General features: G+C 53.2%; 14 protein-coding genes and 1 pseudogene. 14 read left to right on the forward strand and 1 reads right to left on the reverse strand.

What is annotated here, in order from left to right; translation table 11 throughout:
• Nucleotides 1-9: 9 nt before the first annotated feature.
• From FNU76_RS22065 to FNU76_RS22100, 8 genes and pseudogenes are all read left to right on the forward strand, one after another.
• Entirely contained in the window at nt 10-450 is a 441-nt protein-coding gene (locus FNU76_RS22065) for a hypothetical protein (protein ID WP_144280203.1), read from the forward strand.
• A 270-nt stretch (nt 451-720) separates the two neighbouring features.
• A pseudogene (locus tag FNU76_RS25340) lies at nt 721-834 on the forward strand (RHS repeat-associated core domain-containing protein); the annotation flags it as partial.
• A gap of 170 nt (nt 835-1,004) precedes the next feature.
• Nucleotides 1,005-1,322 (forward strand): hypothetical protein, encoded by a 318-nt coding sequence (locus FNU76_RS24785; RefSeq protein ID WP_223879142.1) that lies wholly within the window; start codon nt 1,005-1,007, stop codon nt 1,320-1,322.
• Between the two features lie 11 nt (nt 1,323-1,333).
• The gene (locus tag FNU76_RS22075; RefSeq protein WP_144280204.1) at nt 1,334-1,906 is read left to right on the forward strand and encodes a hypothetical protein; all 573 of its coding nucleotides are present in this window, start codon (nt 1,334-1,336) and stop codon (nt 1,904-1,906) included.
• A 395-nt stretch (nt 1,907-2,301) separates the two neighbouring features.
• Nucleotides 2,302-2,601, forward strand: coding sequence for a hypothetical protein (locus tag FNU76_RS22080; RefSeq protein WP_144280205.1), 300 nt, complete (start codon nt 2,302-2,304; stop codon nt 2,599-2,601).
• Nucleotides 2,602-3,238: 637 nt separating this feature from the next.
• The gene (locus FNU76_RS22090; RefSeq protein WP_223879143.1) at nt 3,239-4,384 is read left to right on the forward strand and encodes a M20/M25/M40 family metallo-hydrolase; all 1,146 of its coding nucleotides are present in this window, start codon (nt 3,239-3,241) and stop codon (nt 4,382-4,384) included.
• A 786-nt stretch (nt 4,385-5,170) separates the two neighbouring features.
• Nucleotides 5,171-6,436 (forward strand): AAA family ATPase, encoded by a 1,266-nt coding sequence (locus FNU76_RS22095; RefSeq protein WP_144280207.1) that lies wholly within the window; start codon nt 5,171-5,173, stop codon nt 6,434-6,436.
• Nucleotides 6,433-7,116: an HNH endonuclease gene (locus FNU76_RS22100; protein WP_144280208.1), complete on the forward strand. Its 684-nt coding sequence runs from the start codon at nt 6,433-6,435 to the stop codon at nt 7,114-7,116. Before FNU76_RS22095 ends, FNU76_RS22100 begins: the two co-directional genes overlap by 4 nt.
• Nucleotides 7,117-7,170: 54 nt before the next feature.
• Here FNU76_RS22100 and FNU76_RS22105 read toward each other — a convergent pair whose 3' ends face one another.
• Entirely contained in the window at nt 7,171-7,434 is a 264-nt protein-coding gene (locus FNU76_RS22105; protein WP_144280209.1) for a hypothetical protein, read from the reverse strand.
• Between the two features lie 342 nt (nt 7,435-7,776).
• On the opposite strand from FNU76_RS22105, the gene FNU76_RS22110 reads away from it, so the two are divergent.
• From FNU76_RS22110 to FNU76_RS22135, 6 genes are all read left to right on the forward strand, one after another.
• Nucleotides 7,777-8,760: an IS5 family transposase gene (locus FNU76_RS22110; RefSeq protein WP_144280210.1), complete on the forward strand. Its 984-nt coding sequence runs from the start codon at nt 7,777-7,779 to the stop codon at nt 8,758-8,760.
• Nucleotides 8,761-8,995: 235 nt separating this feature from the next.
• Nucleotides 8,996-10,075: an IS630 family transposase gene (locus FNU76_RS22115; RefSeq protein ID WP_144280546.1), complete on the forward strand. Its 1,080-nt coding sequence runs from the start codon at nt 8,996-8,998 to the stop codon at nt 10,073-10,075.
• Between the two features lie 102 nt (nt 10,076-10,177).
• The gene (locus tag FNU76_RS22120) at nt 10,178-11,257 is read left to right on the forward strand and encodes an IS630 family transposase (protein ID WP_144280546.1); all 1,080 of its coding nucleotides are present in this window, start codon (nt 10,178-10,180) and stop codon (nt 11,255-11,257) included.
• A 549-nt stretch (nt 11,258-11,806) separates the two neighbouring features.
• Complete coding sequence (rimO, locus tag FNU76_RS22125; protein WP_144280211.1) at nt 11,807-13,126, forward strand: 30S ribosomal protein S12 methylthiotransferase RimO; 1,320 nt, start codon at nt 11,807-11,809, stop codon at nt 13,124-13,126.
• Nucleotides 13,127-13,166: 40 nt separating this feature from the next.
• Nucleotides 13,167-14,105 carry a hydrogen peroxide-inducible genes activator gene (locus FNU76_RS22130; protein ID WP_144280212.1) on the forward strand — a complete coding sequence of 313 codons (939 nt, stop codon included), beginning with the start codon at nt 13,167-13,169 and terminating at the stop codon, nt 14,103-14,105.
• A 111-nt stretch (nt 14,106-14,216) separates the two neighbouring features.
• Nucleotides 14,217-14,693, forward strand: coding sequence for a rubrerythrin family protein (locus tag FNU76_RS22135; protein WP_144280213.1), 477 nt, complete (start codon nt 14,217-14,219; stop codon nt 14,691-14,693).
• The last annotated feature ends 45 nt before the right edge of the window (nt 14,694-14,738 follow it).

The following is a 14,738-nucleotide window of genomic DNA, read 5'->3' on the forward strand; positions in this document are numbered from 1 at the left end:
TTTGCCGCCATGGCTAATGTACCAAATAGGGATGATTGGGGCGACTTAAGCGACTTCGACGTGGCTTATGCATATGAAAAATTCGGCGGGCGATCACGTAGTGAAATACAACTAGAGTTTGCGAAAAACGTTGTGCCATGTGCTTCGGATATTGCCGCAATGCCGCCGGTGCCGTTTCAATATTACTTGCTTGGGCTGGGTGATTATGTACTGTCCGAAAATTATGGCAGACAGTCACCAAGTGATGTAGCAGACTCATTCATTTGGGTAGTAGAAGCACGCGCTGAAGACGATCCAGCGACGGTAAGAGTGATTATCAACGAGATCAATGCGGTTCTGGATTTTTTGACGGAGAACCAAAGTCGCCTTGAAATTTGTGAAGAGATTTATGGCGATCTGGGTCAGCGTACCGAGGCCATTAGAATAATGGCGACCGAACCCGGAGAGTAAACAGTAACGGCCGCACAGGCGTAGACGTTGAACAGCGGGACGAACTTCGCCAGCGCATTGGGCGCGCCGAACAACATCTGCTCCTGGGTGCGTGCCGATGGGTAAAAGTACCTCTGGGCAGTCGTCCTGTTTGCTGAAAACACGCATCTAGGGAAAAATGCGTGTCGTAGGGGCAGGCGTCGGGGTTTGTTGGGTTGTAAACCGTGCTGGCTCTAGGGAAAACGCGCTTTTAGCTGCGACCTTGCGTCTGAACAGGAGGTTTACAACTACCATCGCGATTTCGATCCAGGACAAGGCCGCTACCTGCAATCCGACCCCATCGGCTTGGCTGGCGGACTCAATACCTATGCCTATGTAAATGGCAATCCGCTGTCCGCAATAGATCCGCGTGGTTTGGATGCCTGGTGGCCGAATAGCGGCTGGAATCGTGACGCTGGTCGGCGTCGCGATGCCCTGGACCGGGCTTACGATGCGGTCCACAACCCGTGGGAGGCGCCGACGTCGAAAGACACCATGAATATGGCAGCGTATGATCGCACTGGCGCACTGGCGCAATGGCAGGTGTGGCGGCGAATGCGGCGGCGGGTGCCGCATGCAGAGTTATCAAGACGGACGTTGAATTCTTGGCAAAGCAAACAAGGTATAGCGCCGGGAACATTAATGCAGGGACATCCACTCAAGAAGCCATTCGTGCGCTTGAAGTTAATGGCTACATGAAAACATTTAGTCAGGACGGTTCTATAGCAATATTAACGAAGGGTGCGAAGACTTATCGATTTTACCCGAAGTCCAAGTCCACCAGCGAGCCGTCTGCTACGATTACTTTTGATGGCGCGAAGAAAGCGTCCGCGAAAATTAGATTTGAAGAATAGGGAATGGATATATGTTACTTACAGATGTTTCACCCGATGATCTATTGTCAGAAAGACTATGTCAGGTTATAGACTGGAGCAAGGACTTGCCTGAAAATATATTTCATGAGAATGATTATCGGTTTCACTTCTTTGAGCGCTCGGTGCTGGATAATAGTGAGCTTTTACGAGGCATAGTAGAATCCAATTGGCGGACGTATGTCACAGATTCGTTTGTGTCCTTCGGCGTTCCTAAAACTATCGCTTATGCGCAATTCATCTTGGAAGGCGACAAAATTGAGCATGAGCTCGTCACCCTTCAAAATAAATTCAAAGATTTTTTTGGTGGAACAGTAAATTATCCAATTGTGCTTTCCAATAAAAATCTTGATTGGTTTGCATTTGAGAGCGCATACGAGGAGCTTGGCGTGCTTGCGGTTAGAGACAGCGACGTCAAAGCCGGTGAGTTTGTTGATTATTTTAACAATGGCGCACTGATTTCATGTGTAAACATGAAAGCAAATGCCCCAGGCTACTCCGAGCTGCTCCTCGAATTCAAAGGGTTAATTACTGTTTTGAATGAAAATTATTGTTCGAATTGTTGAGGTGTGTATATGAAGACCGCGCTCTGCTGACTCGTCCCATCGGCCTGCGCCAAGCCCTCTCGCTGCTTGTTCTCTCTTTTTCTTTAGCCGCGCATTGCGCGTATCCAGGCCTCTGCACCTGGGTACGTGGCGATATATAAAAGCGCCCCTAGACCGTCGCCCTGTTTGCTGAAAACACGCATCTAGGGAAAAATGCGGGTCGTAGGGGCAGGCGTCGGGGGGTGTTGGGTTGTAAACCATGCTGGCTCTAGGGAAAACTTTTAGCTGCGATCTTGCGTCGGGACAGGAGGTTTACAACTACCATCGCGATTTCGATCCAGGACAAGGCCGCAACCTACAATCCGACCCCATTGGATTGGCTGGCGGGCTGCTTGCCCGCCAGCCAGGAGACATAAGTGAAATTATTTCCGCCTTTAATTTGGGCAAGTAACATCTTGGTTTTAATTGCCCTTGTTTTTAATTCCCATGCGGCAACACAGTTCCAGTTGATTGATATGGGAGAGCCCGGGGATATAGAAAAATGGTCTTCGCTTACGATGATGTCGGGCTATGTGGGCCTATTTTTCTGGGTGGCTGCAATAGCATTATCGACACTCCTATTCTGGAAAACAGATCAGCTATCGAAGACATACAAGGTTTGGTTGCTAGGATTGAGCGTGGCTAGTTTCCCTATCGCCTTTGTTCTAATGTTCTAAGGTGAAGCTAGCCAGTCGGAATAATCCGGTCAAAAGCCGCTGCTGATTTAGCCTTACTCTTAATCGTGGTATCGCCGTCAAAATGGTCCCTGTCGCCCTGGTCATTCAACCAAGGCGGCGGGCCTGGATCGGCGCAACCTTCCCAATACCCTGCTTCATAAGGTGGGGGTTCCTGCTCGTTAGCGTCATCTCTCCAGGGCGGCGGTTGGTCGTCGGTCGTCGTTTCGACCTCAGTTTGCGTACAGTTATTGGAACAAGTCCTACATCAAAGCTAGCGCGGGCAACGCAGCAAGCGTGGCGCGATAGGAAAGGGGCCGGTATTTCCCGGTCGCCACTTTCCCGTTAAAGAAACCGCTCGCCAGCATGGTCCCGAAACATCTCGCTACGACGGGTGTATCCCAGCACGGTACGGGGATCGGTTTGCAACGTCACTTCAATGATGCGTTGCAGCGAGTCACCATGCTCTGCGGCGGATGTAAAAAAGCCGCTGCGTAAGCTGTGGGCCGCCAGCGGCCCATCTAGACCGCCTCGATCCGTCCAGCGCCTCAAGATCAAGCGTACCGACTGCGCCGAGAGCCGTCCCGCACCGCTTAGTCATCGCCTGGCGCGGCTTAGCCTTGCTTAGTTGCTGCGTGGAGTGAGCTCGCCAACAATAAGCGCGCCGGATGATCTTGATTCGAGCTTCGATTATTCATTCCAGGTTCGGAGCAATTCCAAAATCAAAACCAGGCCACTACATCGTTGCAGTGGCCAACAGGAGGTTCAGAAAGTGCCCGTGAAAAAGCTGTTCGCAAGCGCCTTTGCCGGCATTTGCCTGCTGGATACCGTCAGTGCAATGCCGCTTGCCAGGCCCTGGCGCAAGGCCGATGTGACGACACCCGCTTACACGATTACCCAGGCGGAGATCGTAACCGAGCTCTTGCCGGCTATGCAGGCGAGCAATATTGTCGCCACCATCAACGGGCTCACCGCCTTCAAAAATCGGTACTACACATCGCAAGATGGGGTGGCGGCTTCCGATTGGCTATACCGGCAATGGCTGAGTCTGGCCAACGAACGCCGGGGCGATATTGCCGTCGAACAGATTGCCCATCCTGGCTTTCCGCAAATGTCCGTCGTCCTGACTATTGTGGGCACGGATCTGGCGGACGAAATCGTGGTACTTGGCGGCCATATCGATACCGTGCATGACGATGCCGATGGGGACGATGACACGACCGAAAACACCCGGGCTCCAGGCGCGGATGACGATGCCTCGGGTATTGCCAGTCTTACGGAGGCCGCGCGGGTCATCATCGACAGCGGTTATAAGCCGAGGCGTACCATTAAATTCATGGCTTATGCCGCGGAAGAAATCGAATTGAATGGCTCGCGCGATATTGCCAAGCGGCTGGCAAAGGCCGACATAGTAGGTGTGCTGCAGCTGGATATGACCAACTACAAGGGCTCGGATCGCGATATCTATATGTGCTCCGACTATACGGGTAAGGCGCAGAACAAATTCCTGGTCGATTTGGTGCGCACCTATTTGCGAGCCCCTCTCTATCCGCAGTCACTCACGACAGGCTGGACCCGGTGTGGCGAGGAAGGCTCGGATCATGTTTCGTGGCATGAACGCGGCTTTGCCGCCTCTATGCCCTTCGAAAGCGCGGAGGGCGAAAAGAATGTGCATATTCACTCCGAGCACGACACGCTGGGTAACTCCGACCCAAGCGGCGAACATGCACTCAAGTTCGGCCGCCTTGCTGCCGCCTTCGCGGTGGAGCTGGGCGCGGGTCGCTAGGACGGCGAGCGGGGCTTTGACGGCCCCTCGCTTCTCCGTACCAACAATCCTTCGCGACAAGTACTAGCTAGCTGATTTAAAATGCCTTTTATTCGGCGGGCGTGCGCGTGCACGCCCGCTCTTCATTTCGTGTCAAGGAAGCCGTCCGGCCCATGGTGGTGTGGACGGGTCCTGCAGTACCAAGGCGCTGTAGTGGAAAGGCCGGAAGCTTGAACGGCCAAGGCGGAAACAGGGGGTAGGGTGGTCATGTACCGGCCGCTATCCCGTACCAGCCGGCGACACCGTACGTCGCCGCGGCGTTTTGGATTTGATATTTAAAAACAGGAAGTTAGAAACGTGACTGCAATTACTACTACCCCCAAGGTCGGGTTCGTGTCGCTTGGCTGTCCGTATGATAACGTATGTATACTTTTCTTGTGTGATTCTGGCGACACTCTAAAGTTGCTACGGAAGCACAGCAAAGATTCTTTCTTACCTCCACATAGTCTAAGCTTCTAGGGAAGCTTGGTATTTTATTTTGGTCTTCTCGCTGATTCCCGTGTGCCCGAGTCCCACTCTTAGACAAGGTAATGCTAGCATTGGCGGCTCTGTCCTCGCGCCAAGGTAGGAAGCCTCTCCTCTTGATTGGGTTGTCCTCTCGGAGGCGAGACATTCTGGTGTACATTGAAGTATGACAATACTTAACGTTCTACTCTTTGAATACGGGAAACTGAAGACTTTATGGTTTTTCACCAGAAGTGAATAAGCTGAATTTTTGAAGAACTATTCACTAAGACGGAGTGAGTGATGCTTAAAGGTATAAAAATTTTTGGATGGAGGCAGTACAAGGCCGTTGATATTAGCTTTCATCCCCGGCTGACTGTTGTGACCGGTGCAAATGGGGCGGGAAAGACAACACTAATAAATCTAATCGCAAAACACTTTGGTTGGAATAATTACTTTGTAAGTACTCCGTTGAGTAAAGGAATCGGAGAGGATGCTAGCTTTGCTACGGATGTTTGGGACGTTGGTGATCGGTCAGGCGATGGGGGGGCTGGCAATCAGAATGTCAGATCTGTTACAGGTAAACCCATTGGGAAGATATGTTATATGAATGATATGGAGGCAGATTTGCTGGTGCCAGAATTCCCTAGTGATGCAATTTACGGGGTTGAAGTGCCATATATGCAAGGTACTTTTGGGCTGCATATCCCTTCGCATAGGCAAACATTTTCCTATCAAAAAATTGCTAATTTACCGATCTCTCTTAGGCGTCGCCATGAAATATCTTCAGGTTATTTTGGTCGGGTTTTAGGTGGGTATGTTGGAAACCAGTCTGGCGCTTCTCCTCATCATTATATGAAGGAGGCGCTTATTGCTCTGGCCGTATTTGGCTATGAGAGTCAAGTCTCGGAAGGTGATCCTGAGTCGGTGCAAATCTATGAAGAATTCCAAGAGATTTTACGGAAAATTCTTCCGCCTAAATTGGGATTTCAACGCCTGGTTGTGAGGATTCCGGAAATCGTACTCGAAACAAGGACGGGAGAATTTTCATTTGATTCACTTTCTGGAGGAATTGCGGCGATTGTAGATTTGGTGTGGCAAATCTTTATGTATCAGGGAGACGATGGGAAATTTGTGGTTACTATGGATGAACCAGAAAACCATCTTCACCCAGAGCTACAGCGCAGAGTTCTGGTTGACTTAATGGCAGCATTTCCCACTGTTCAGTTTATTGTGGCAACCCACAGTCCTTTTATAGTAGGCTCCGTTCCGGACTCCAATGTATATGTGCTTTCATATGATGAAAATAACAAAGTCAATAGTCAGCTCTTAGATACTATAAATAAAGGCGGAAGTGCGAACGAAATATTAAGAGATGTTCTTGGGCTGGACTTTACTATGCCCATATGGGTTGAAAATAAAATTGAGGCTCTTGTTAAGAAATACTCAAGTACAGGGTTTTCTAGCGAAAATATAGCACAGCTTCGAATGGAGATGGAGGAATTGGGGCTGACTAAGCACGTTGCTCTTGCGATTAATGCGCTGGCTGAGCAGAAAGAAAGGCAATGATAAAATTAAGTCGAAACCGCCTGTCAGATGATGTTGTGAAGAAGCTGGAGCAGAGTAGAGAAAAGTATATTGAGCTTGCGGCGCGTAAATTGCCTATACCGGATGCGTTGGCAACTGCATATAATAGGGTGGAAATTAAAGAGTGCTTAATTAATGAGTCGGCTGGGAAATGCATGTACTGTGAAGGCAAGATGCTTCACGTTGATTATGGGGATATTGAGCATATCGTACCAAAAAACTTAGGCCCTGAATTTCGTTATAGTTACGAAAATTTAGGCTTATCTTGTCGAGTATGTAATGGTAGGAAGGGAGGTTTTCATGATGCGACTTCTCCGCTTTTGAATCCTTATTGCGACGATCCAGATGAACATTTTTTGGCGGCGGGGCCAATGATTGTACATAAATTGGGCAGCGATAGAGGTAAGATTACCAAGGTGAAGCTAGAATTAAATAGAAAGGATCTGCTAGAGAAACGGGCTGAGCGAATTGAAAATATACAGTCTTTGTTTGAGCAATTTTCTAAAAGTAAAGAGCGAGCGATTAGAAAGGTTTTGTTCGAGCAAATCTGTCTTGAATGTGGTTCTGGTAAAGAGTATGCGTTTGTAGTTCGTGCTTACGCACAAGCTATTGTGTCGGATAATCCCGCCGTGTTTAATGAAATGAAAATTGAATATTATTGAATTTAAATGGCGTCGTGGTGATTTCCCATGCTAAACACCCATGCATGGAATTTTTCAGTCTTGGACGTCCTTAACCAATTTTGCTGCTTTAATCGCAGCTTTGAGTCTTTCTTCGGACGAACAGATTGTGATAAAATCTTCCCATTTTATCTTTATACCATTTTCTTTCTTTTTCCTTCCTCGGCACCAAATCAATCCGGTCATGGTAGCATAACAGTCCCCTAATTGCTCAGCTCCATCTTTGCTGCGGATTTCCAGTTCAATGCCATTTTGCTTTACTTGCATTTCCACTTTGAGAGATTTTATCCAGACTTGCATTTTTTCTTCCTTTTATTGTTTTATTTCCATAAATGTACTTGCCCAGGCTTCGTGGAGCTCACTGTCTAGGACTGTTGTAGTCTTGGCCTCGCTGTTTGTCACCCGCGACCGGTCAAATTCTTTATGCATAAATATCATGCAAACATCTAAGTTATAGTATTTACGCAGCAAGACATTGCCACCTTCCCGACCGGCGGCTGACTTGCACTGCGGTTGCAACAGGAGCTGCCCCAACTTTCATATGCAGGGGCTCTAGGGACACACTGATTTATTCCGTCCCGGTTGGCCTGAGGTGATTGTCTTGGGATAATTGGTACTGTGAGGGTGGAGCGAGAAACCGACATGCAGAGAAGCTTTTCCGACCTGGAGTACGCGGTGAAGAAGAAGGTGACGCGCCGCGACCGGTTTTTGGCCGAGATCGAGGCGGTGACGCCGTGGCCGGCGTTGGCTGCGGAGGTAGAGCCGTTCTATCCCAAGCGCGAAGGACGAGGCCGGCCGCCAATTGGGCTGGAGCGGATGTTGCGCATGTACATTGCCCAGCAGTGCTTCGGTCTGTCCGACGAAGGCGTCGAGGACGCTATCTACGACAGCCAGGCGATACGGGGTTTTGTCGGCATCGACTTGGGCCGAGAGGGCGCGCCGGATGCCACCGCTTTGCTCAAGTTTCGTCGCCTGCTTGAAGAGAACAAGCTGACCGAACGCATTTTCGCTGCAATCAACGCGCATTTGGCTGACAAGGGTTTGCTGCTCAAGGAAGGCACGGTGGTGGACGCCACCATCATTGCCGCGCCCAGCTCGACCAAGAACCAGAGCGAAGGGCGTGACCCCGAGATGCACCAGGCCAAGAAGGGTAACGAGTGGCATTTCGGCATGAAGGCTCATATAGGCGCCGATGCTCAGTCTGGACTGGTACATACCCTGGTTACCACGGCCGCCAACGTGAGTGACGTCACGCAAGCTCATCTCTTGCTGCATGGTGAAGAGAAGGTGGGTTTGGGCGATGCCGGCTACCAGGGAGTGGAGAAGCGGGAAGAGAATAAAAACAGCACGGTGAAGTGGTTTGTGGCGATGCGGCCTAGCAAGCGCAAGGCTTTGCCGGATACCGAACTGGGTCAGTTGGACGAACAGATCGAGAAGCTCAAGGCGAAGATTCGGGCCAAGGTCGAGCATCCGTTTCACTTCGTCAAGAATCTGTTCGGGCACAAGAAGAACCGCTATTGGGGATTGGCCAAGAATACCGCGCAACTCTTCACGCTGTTTGCCATGGCCAATCTGGTGATCGCTAAGCGGAGATTGTTCGCACTCAATGTCCAAGGAGCGTCCTGAGAAGGCGAATTGCATGCCAAACCGCCCAATCGGCTTGTGAAATTGCCCGATTTCCGCCGCTACGAGAAACATTCGTCGGCTTTTGGCCCGAAGCATCGAATTCGGAGGGCTGTGCGGCAGGTTTCGTCAGAAAGCCGATTAAATCAGTGTGTCCCTAGTGTGGTGTCTCAAAAGTAGAATTAATTAAATATTTGGTATAATTGTCGTAGTTCAATAGCTCATGGAGACTATGACGATGACCAGAACGGGCCGCCCGATCAAGAAGCTGGAACTATCCGAAGAGCAGCGCAGAGAGCTGAATGCACGTTTGGCGCTGCGCAAGGCGCCGGCCGATGAGAAGCTACGAATTCAGATTGTGCTCAGTTGTGCTGACGGCGAAGGAGGCAAAGAGATCGCGAAGCGGCTGGATACCACTGCGCAGACCGTCTCAAGGTGGCGTCGTCGGTACGAGTCGTATGGTCTGGCAGGGCTGACCGATGCACCGAGGTCGGGGCGGCCTCGCACGGTGCTAGACGAACACGTTCAGGCGGTGATTGATCGTGTCCGGAACAGTAAGCCTACTGACGCGACGCACTGGAGCGTGCGCACGATGAGCAAGGCAACAGGCGTGTCGGCGTCCACAGTGCAGCGCATTTGGCACGCGTTCGGGCTCAAGCCCCATCGGCTGGAGACGTTCAAGTTTTCCACCGATCCGAATTTTGTCGATAAGGTCCGCGATGTGGTGGGCTTGTACCTCGCCCCGCCGGATCGTGCCTTGGTGCTCTGCGTGGATGAGAAGAGCCAGATTCAGGCACTGGATAGAACGCAGCCTTCACTTCCGCTTACGTTCGGCAAAGCAGAAACCCGGACACACGATTACAAGCGGCACGGGACGACTTCGCTGTTCGCAGCTCTGGATGTGGCCACTGGCAAGGTCATTGGCCAACTCAAACGTCGCCACCGGAGCGTCGAATTTCTGCAGTTCCTCAATACCATCGACGCAAGCGTACCGGCAGACCTGGATATCCACCTGATCATGGACAATTACGGGACGCACAAGACGGAGAAGGTGCGTGCCTGGTTCGCCAGCAGGCCACGCTACCATCTGCACTTCACGCCAACTTCGGCCTCCTGGCTCAACCTTGTGGAGCGTTTTTTCTCACAAATCAGTGAGAAGTGGATCAAGCGTAGTGCCCACAGCAGCGTCGCCGATCTAGAGCAGTCAATCCGCCACTACTTGGACATCCACAACACCAACCCGAAGCCCTTTGTATGGCGCAAAAGCGCAGATTCAATCCTTGAGGCCATTGCTCGTGCAGGCAAAGTTATTAATTAATGCTATTTCAGGTACACCACACTAGTGTGGTGTCTCAAAAGTAGAATTAATTAAATATTTGGTATAATTGTCGTAGTTCAATAGCTCATGGAGACTATGACGATGACCAGAACGGGCCGCCCGATCAAGAAGCTGGAACTATCCGAAGAGCAGCGCAGAGAGCTGAATGCACGTTTGGCGCTGCGCAAGGCGCCGGCCGATGAGAAGCTACGAATTCAGATTGTGCTCAGTTGTGCTGACGGCGAAGGAGGCAAAGAGATCGCGAAGCGGCTGGATACCACTGCGCAGACCGTCTCAAGGTGGCGTCGTCGGTACGAGTCGTATGGTCTGGCAGGGCTGACCGATGCACCGAGGTCGGGGCGGCCTCGCACGGTGCTAGACGAACACGTTCAGGCGGTGATTGATCGTGTCCGGAACAGTAAGCCTACTGACGCGACGCACTGGAGCGTGCGCACGATGAGCAAGGCAACAGGCGTGTCGGCGTCCACAGTGCAGCGCATTTGGCACGCGTTCGGGCTCAAGCCCCATCGGCTGGAGACGTTCAAGTTTTCCACCGATCCGAATTTTGTCGATAAGGTCCGCGATGTGGTGGGCTTGTACCTCGCCCCGCCGGATCGTGCCTTGGTGCTCTGCGTGGATGAGAAGAGCCAGATTCAGGCACTGGATAGAACGCAGCCTTCACTTCCGCTTACGTTCGGCAAAGCAGAAACCCGGACACACGATTACAAGCGGCACGGGACGACTTCGCTGTTCGCAGCTCTGGATGTGGCCACTGGCAAGGTCATTGGCCAACTCAAACGTCGCCACCGGAGCGTCGAATTTCTGCAGTTCCTCAATACCATCGACGCAAGCGTACCGGCAGACCTGGATATCCACCTGATCATGGACAATTACGGGACGCACAAGACGGAGAAGGTGCGTGCCTGGTTCGCCAGCAGGCCACGCTACCATCTGCACTTCACGCCAACTTCGGCCTCCTGGCTCAACCTTGTGGAGCGTTTTTTCTCACAAATCAGTGAGAAGTGGATCAAGCGTAGTGCCCACAGCAGCGTCGCCGATCTAGAGCAGTCAATCCGCCACTACTTGGACATCCACAACACCAACCCGAAGCCCTTTGTATGGCGCAAAAGCGCAGATTCAATCCTTGAGGCCATTGCTCGTGCAGGCAAAGTTATTAATTAATGCTATTTCAGGTACACCACACTAGGCATCGCCCATTGCCAATCTGTATCGAAGTTAGGCCAGAAGGACCGCGACAAAAAGTAGCTAGCTGATTTAAAATGTCTTTTAGCTCAAGCGGGCGTGACACGTGCACGCCCGCTCTTCATTTCGCGTCCAGGAAGCCGCCCGATCCGGCCGTAAGGTGGAACAAGGGATGGCTCAGGCAGTACCCGGGGGGCTGTAGTGGAAAGGCCGGGAGCTTGACCGGCCAAGGCTGGAACAGGGGTAGGGCGAAAGAACCGGCCGCTGCCCCACACAAAGCCGGGGACACCGTACGTCGCGATCATGTTGGCGTACCTCACGTTTGGCACGATTTGCGCCTACCGGAAAGGGGCTATGAGGGAGTGGTTCAGCGTCATGCACAATCCTTCTTGATCCTCTCCTCTGGAATCTCTGGCTACGGTTTTGTTGCGTTGACTCTGGTAGTGAAATCTATCTCGACCAGTTCCACAAGTTGTATGATGAAGTGATTTAAGTTGTTGAATTTAAAGAGTACTGGAGCAGTTTCTCATGTCAAATTCCCCTCGTGTAGGGTTTGTCAGTCTTGGCTGCCCGAAAGCCTTGACCGACTCCGAACAGATCCTCACCCAGCTGCGTGCCGAAGGCTACGCAATTTCGCCCAATTATCATGATGCGGACCTGGTGGTAGTGAATACCTGCGGCTTTATCGATAGCGCGGTCGCCGAATCCCTGGATGCCATCGGCGAGGCGCTGAAGGAAAACGGCAAGGTGATCGTGACCGGTTGCCTGGGCGCGCGGGACGGCGGGGACAAGATTCGCGATGTGCATCCTTCGGTGCTGGCGGTGACCGGCCCGCATGCCACCCAGGAAGTGATGTCGGCGGTGCATGCGCACTTGCCCAAGCCGCATGATCCCTTTGTCGATCTGGTGCCGCCGCAGGGCATCAAGCTGACGCCCAAGCACTACGCCTATTTGAAGATTTCGGAAGGCTGCAATCATCGCTGCTCCTTCTGCATTATCCCGTCCATGCGCGGCGATCTCGATTCGCGGCCGGTGCATGAAGTGCTGCGGGAGGCCGAGAACCTGGTCAAGGCCGGCGTCAAGGAACTGCTGGTGATTTCGCAGGACACCAGTGCCTACGGCGTGGACGTGAAATACCGCACCGGCTTCCACAATGGCCGCCCGGTCAAGACCCGCATGACCGAGCTGGCGAAGGAGCTGGGCGATATGGGCGTCTGGGTGCGGCTGCACTATGTCTACCCTTACCCGCATGTCGATGAAGTGATCGAATTGATGGCCGCCGGCAAGGTGCTGCCTTACCTGGATATCCCGTTCCAGCATGCCAGCCCGACCATATTGAAGGCCATGAAGCGTCCGGCCAATGCGGTGAATGTGCTGAACCGGCTGGCGGCCTGGCGCGACGTATGCCCCGATATCGCCATCCGCTCGACCTTTATCACCGGTTTCCCCGGCGAGACCGAGAGCGATTTCCAGCAATTGCTGGACTTTATCGATGAAGCCCAGCTGGACCGGGTCGGCTGCTTTACCTATTCGCCGGTGGAAGGCGCGACGGCGAATGCGCTGGATCATCACGTTCCGCCCGAGTTGGCCGAGGAGCGCAAGGCGCGCTTTATGGAAAAACAGGCTGCCATCAGCGCAGCCAAGCTGCAGGCCAAGATCGGCCGCAAGCTGACCGTCCTGGTGGACGAGTTGGACGAAGAGGGCATCGTCGCGCGTAGTTATGCCGATGCGCCGGAAATCGACGGGCTCGTCTACATTGAAGGTGCAGAGGGCGTCAGCGTGGGTGATTTCCTTGAAGTGGAAGTCATCGACGCCGACGAATACGACTTGTGGGCAAGCCGCGTCTGATTGCTCCCGCTTCGTTCACGTTCCGATACGCCAGAGCACCATGACCCTGACCGAACTGAAGTACATCGTTGCCGTCGCCCGCGAGAGACATTTCGGCCGCGCGGCCAGCAGCTGTTTTGTCAGCCAGCCGACCTTATCCGTGGCGGTAAAGAAGCTGGAGGACGAACTGGGGGTGACGCTGTTCGAGCGCTCGGCCGGGGATGTGTCGGTCACTCCCATCGGCGAGCGCATCGTTTCGGAAGCGCAGCGCATGCTGGAACAGGTGCTGACCATCAAGCAGCTGGCCGAGCAGGGTAAGGATCCCCTGTCCGGGCCGCTGCGGCTGGGAGCGATCTATACGATCAGCCCCTACCTGCTGCCCTATCTGATTCCGCGCTTGCGCAGCGCCGTGCCGCAGATGCAATTGCTGCTGGAAGAAAACTATACGGCACGCCTGGCCGAAATGCTGAAGCAGGGCGATATCGATATCGCCATCCTGTCCGAGCCGTTTCGCGAGAGCGGGATCGCGACCCAGGCGGTGTACGACGAGCCCTTCGTGGTGGCGACACCCAAGGGCCACGCGTGGGAGAAGTTGAAGGCGGTCGAGGCCGCGCAGCTGGAGGACGAGAACGTCTTGCTGCTGTCGCCCGGCAACTGCTTTCGCGACCAGGTACTGCAAAGCTGCCCGGAGTTGAACCGCGAGGCCGTCCATGCCGGCAGCAGTCTGCAAAGGACGCTGCAGGGCTCTTCGTTGACCACCATCCGTCATATGGTGGCTGGCGGGATTGGCGTAACGGTGCTGCCGGTGACGTCGGTCAATGCGGCGGATGAGCAGTTGTTGACCATCCGTCCTTTCAAGGGCGAAGCGCCCATACGCCGGGTCATCCTGGCGTGGCGGCGCAATTTCCCTCGCCGCGAGGCGATAGAAGCGGTACGTCAGGCCATTCTGGGTAGCAGCCTGCCCTCGGTGGAAATGCTGGCGCAGGCAGGCGTGGAGTAGTTGAAATAGCATTTTACTATTGCTGTGGTTTTTACAATCAATTAGACCTATCGCATGGCGCTCCTTACCATGGGCTCACCTGTTCGCAACCGAGCCTGAAGGAGCAACACCATGGCAAGCCAAACACATTCCGTCACCCTCAAGAACCTCGAAGCCGCCTTTGCCGGCGAGTCGATGGCGCATATCAAATATCGTTATTTCGCCAAGCTGGCGCGTGAGGCCGGCGATCTGGATACCGCCCGCGTATTCGAGGAAACGGCCGACCAGGAAGTCATGCACGCTTTCGGCCACCTTGACCTGTTGTTTCCCCGCGATACGATGACGCCGGCCAAGTCCCTGCAGTACGCCATCGACGGCGAGGTATACGAATACACCGAGATGTATCCCACCTTCCGTCACGAGGCGCTGCAAGAAGGTAATGCGGCTGCGGTAAAGGAAATGGACGAGCAGATCGAGGAGTCGCGCGAGCACGCCGCGCGTTTCCAGCAAACGCTGGAGAAAGCCGCCAAGCGCTTTGCCGCATTGGCCAAGGTGGAAGAACGTCACGCCAACCACTACCGTGACACGTTGGCTCGCATCACGGCCTGAGCCCCGCTCCGTTCAATCCACCTTTATCAACCGAATCATGTAAGG

This window comes from Chitinimonas arctica (assembly GCF_007431345.1).
Taxonomy (GTDB): domain Bacteria; phylum Pseudomonadota; class Gammaproteobacteria; order Burkholderiales; family Chitinimonadaceae; genus Chitinimonas; species Chitinimonas arctica.

What these genes read in the sequence shown, in the direction of transcription:
- FNU76_RS22065 (WP_144280203.1), top strand. Translation starts at nt 10, where the DNA reads ATGGCTAATGTACCAAATAGGGATGATTGGGGCGACTTAAGCGACTTC.
- FNU76_RS24785 (WP_223879142.1), top strand. Translation starts at nt 1,005, where the DNA reads ATGGCAGGTGTGGCGGCGAATGCGGCGGCGGGTGCCGCATGCAGAGTT.
- FNU76_RS22075 (WP_144280204.1), top strand. Translation starts at nt 1,334, where the DNA reads ATGTTACTTACAGATGTTTCACCCGATGATCTATTGTCAGAAAGACTA.
- FNU76_RS22095 (WP_144280207.1), top strand. Translation starts at nt 5,171, where the DNA reads ATGCTTAAAGGTATAAAAATTTTTGGATGGAGGCAGTACAAGGCCGTT.
- FNU76_RS22100 (WP_144280208.1), top strand. Translation starts at nt 6,433, where the DNA reads ATGATAAAATTAAGTCGAAACCGCCTGTCAGATGATGTTGTGAAGAAG.
- FNU76_RS22105 (WP_144280209.1), bottom strand. Translation starts at nt 7,434, where the DNA reads ATGCAAGTCTGGATAAAATCTCTCAAAGTGGAAATGCAAGTAAAGCAA.
- FNU76_RS22110 (WP_144280210.1), top strand. Translation starts at nt 7,777, where the DNA reads ATGCAGAGAAGCTTTTCCGACCTGGAGTACGCGGTGAAGAAGAAGGTG.
- FNU76_RS22115 (WP_144280546.1), top strand. Translation starts at nt 8,996, where the DNA reads ATGACCAGAACGGGCCGCCCGATCAAGAAGCTGGAACTATCCGAAGAG.
- FNU76_RS22120 (WP_144280546.1), top strand. Translation starts at nt 10,178, where the DNA reads ATGACCAGAACGGGCCGCCCGATCAAGAAGCTGGAACTATCCGAAGAG.
- rimO (WP_144280211.1), top strand. Translation starts at nt 11,807, where the DNA reads ATGTCAAATTCCCCTCGTGTAGGGTTTGTCAGTCTTGGCTGCCCGAAA.
- FNU76_RS22130 (WP_144280212.1), top strand. Translation starts at nt 13,167, where the DNA reads ATGACCCTGACCGAACTGAAGTACATCGTTGCCGTCGCCCGCGAGAGA.
- FNU76_RS22135 (WP_144280213.1), top strand. Translation starts at nt 14,217, where the DNA reads ATGGCAAGCCAAACACATTCCGTCACCCTCAAGAACCTCGAAGCCGCC.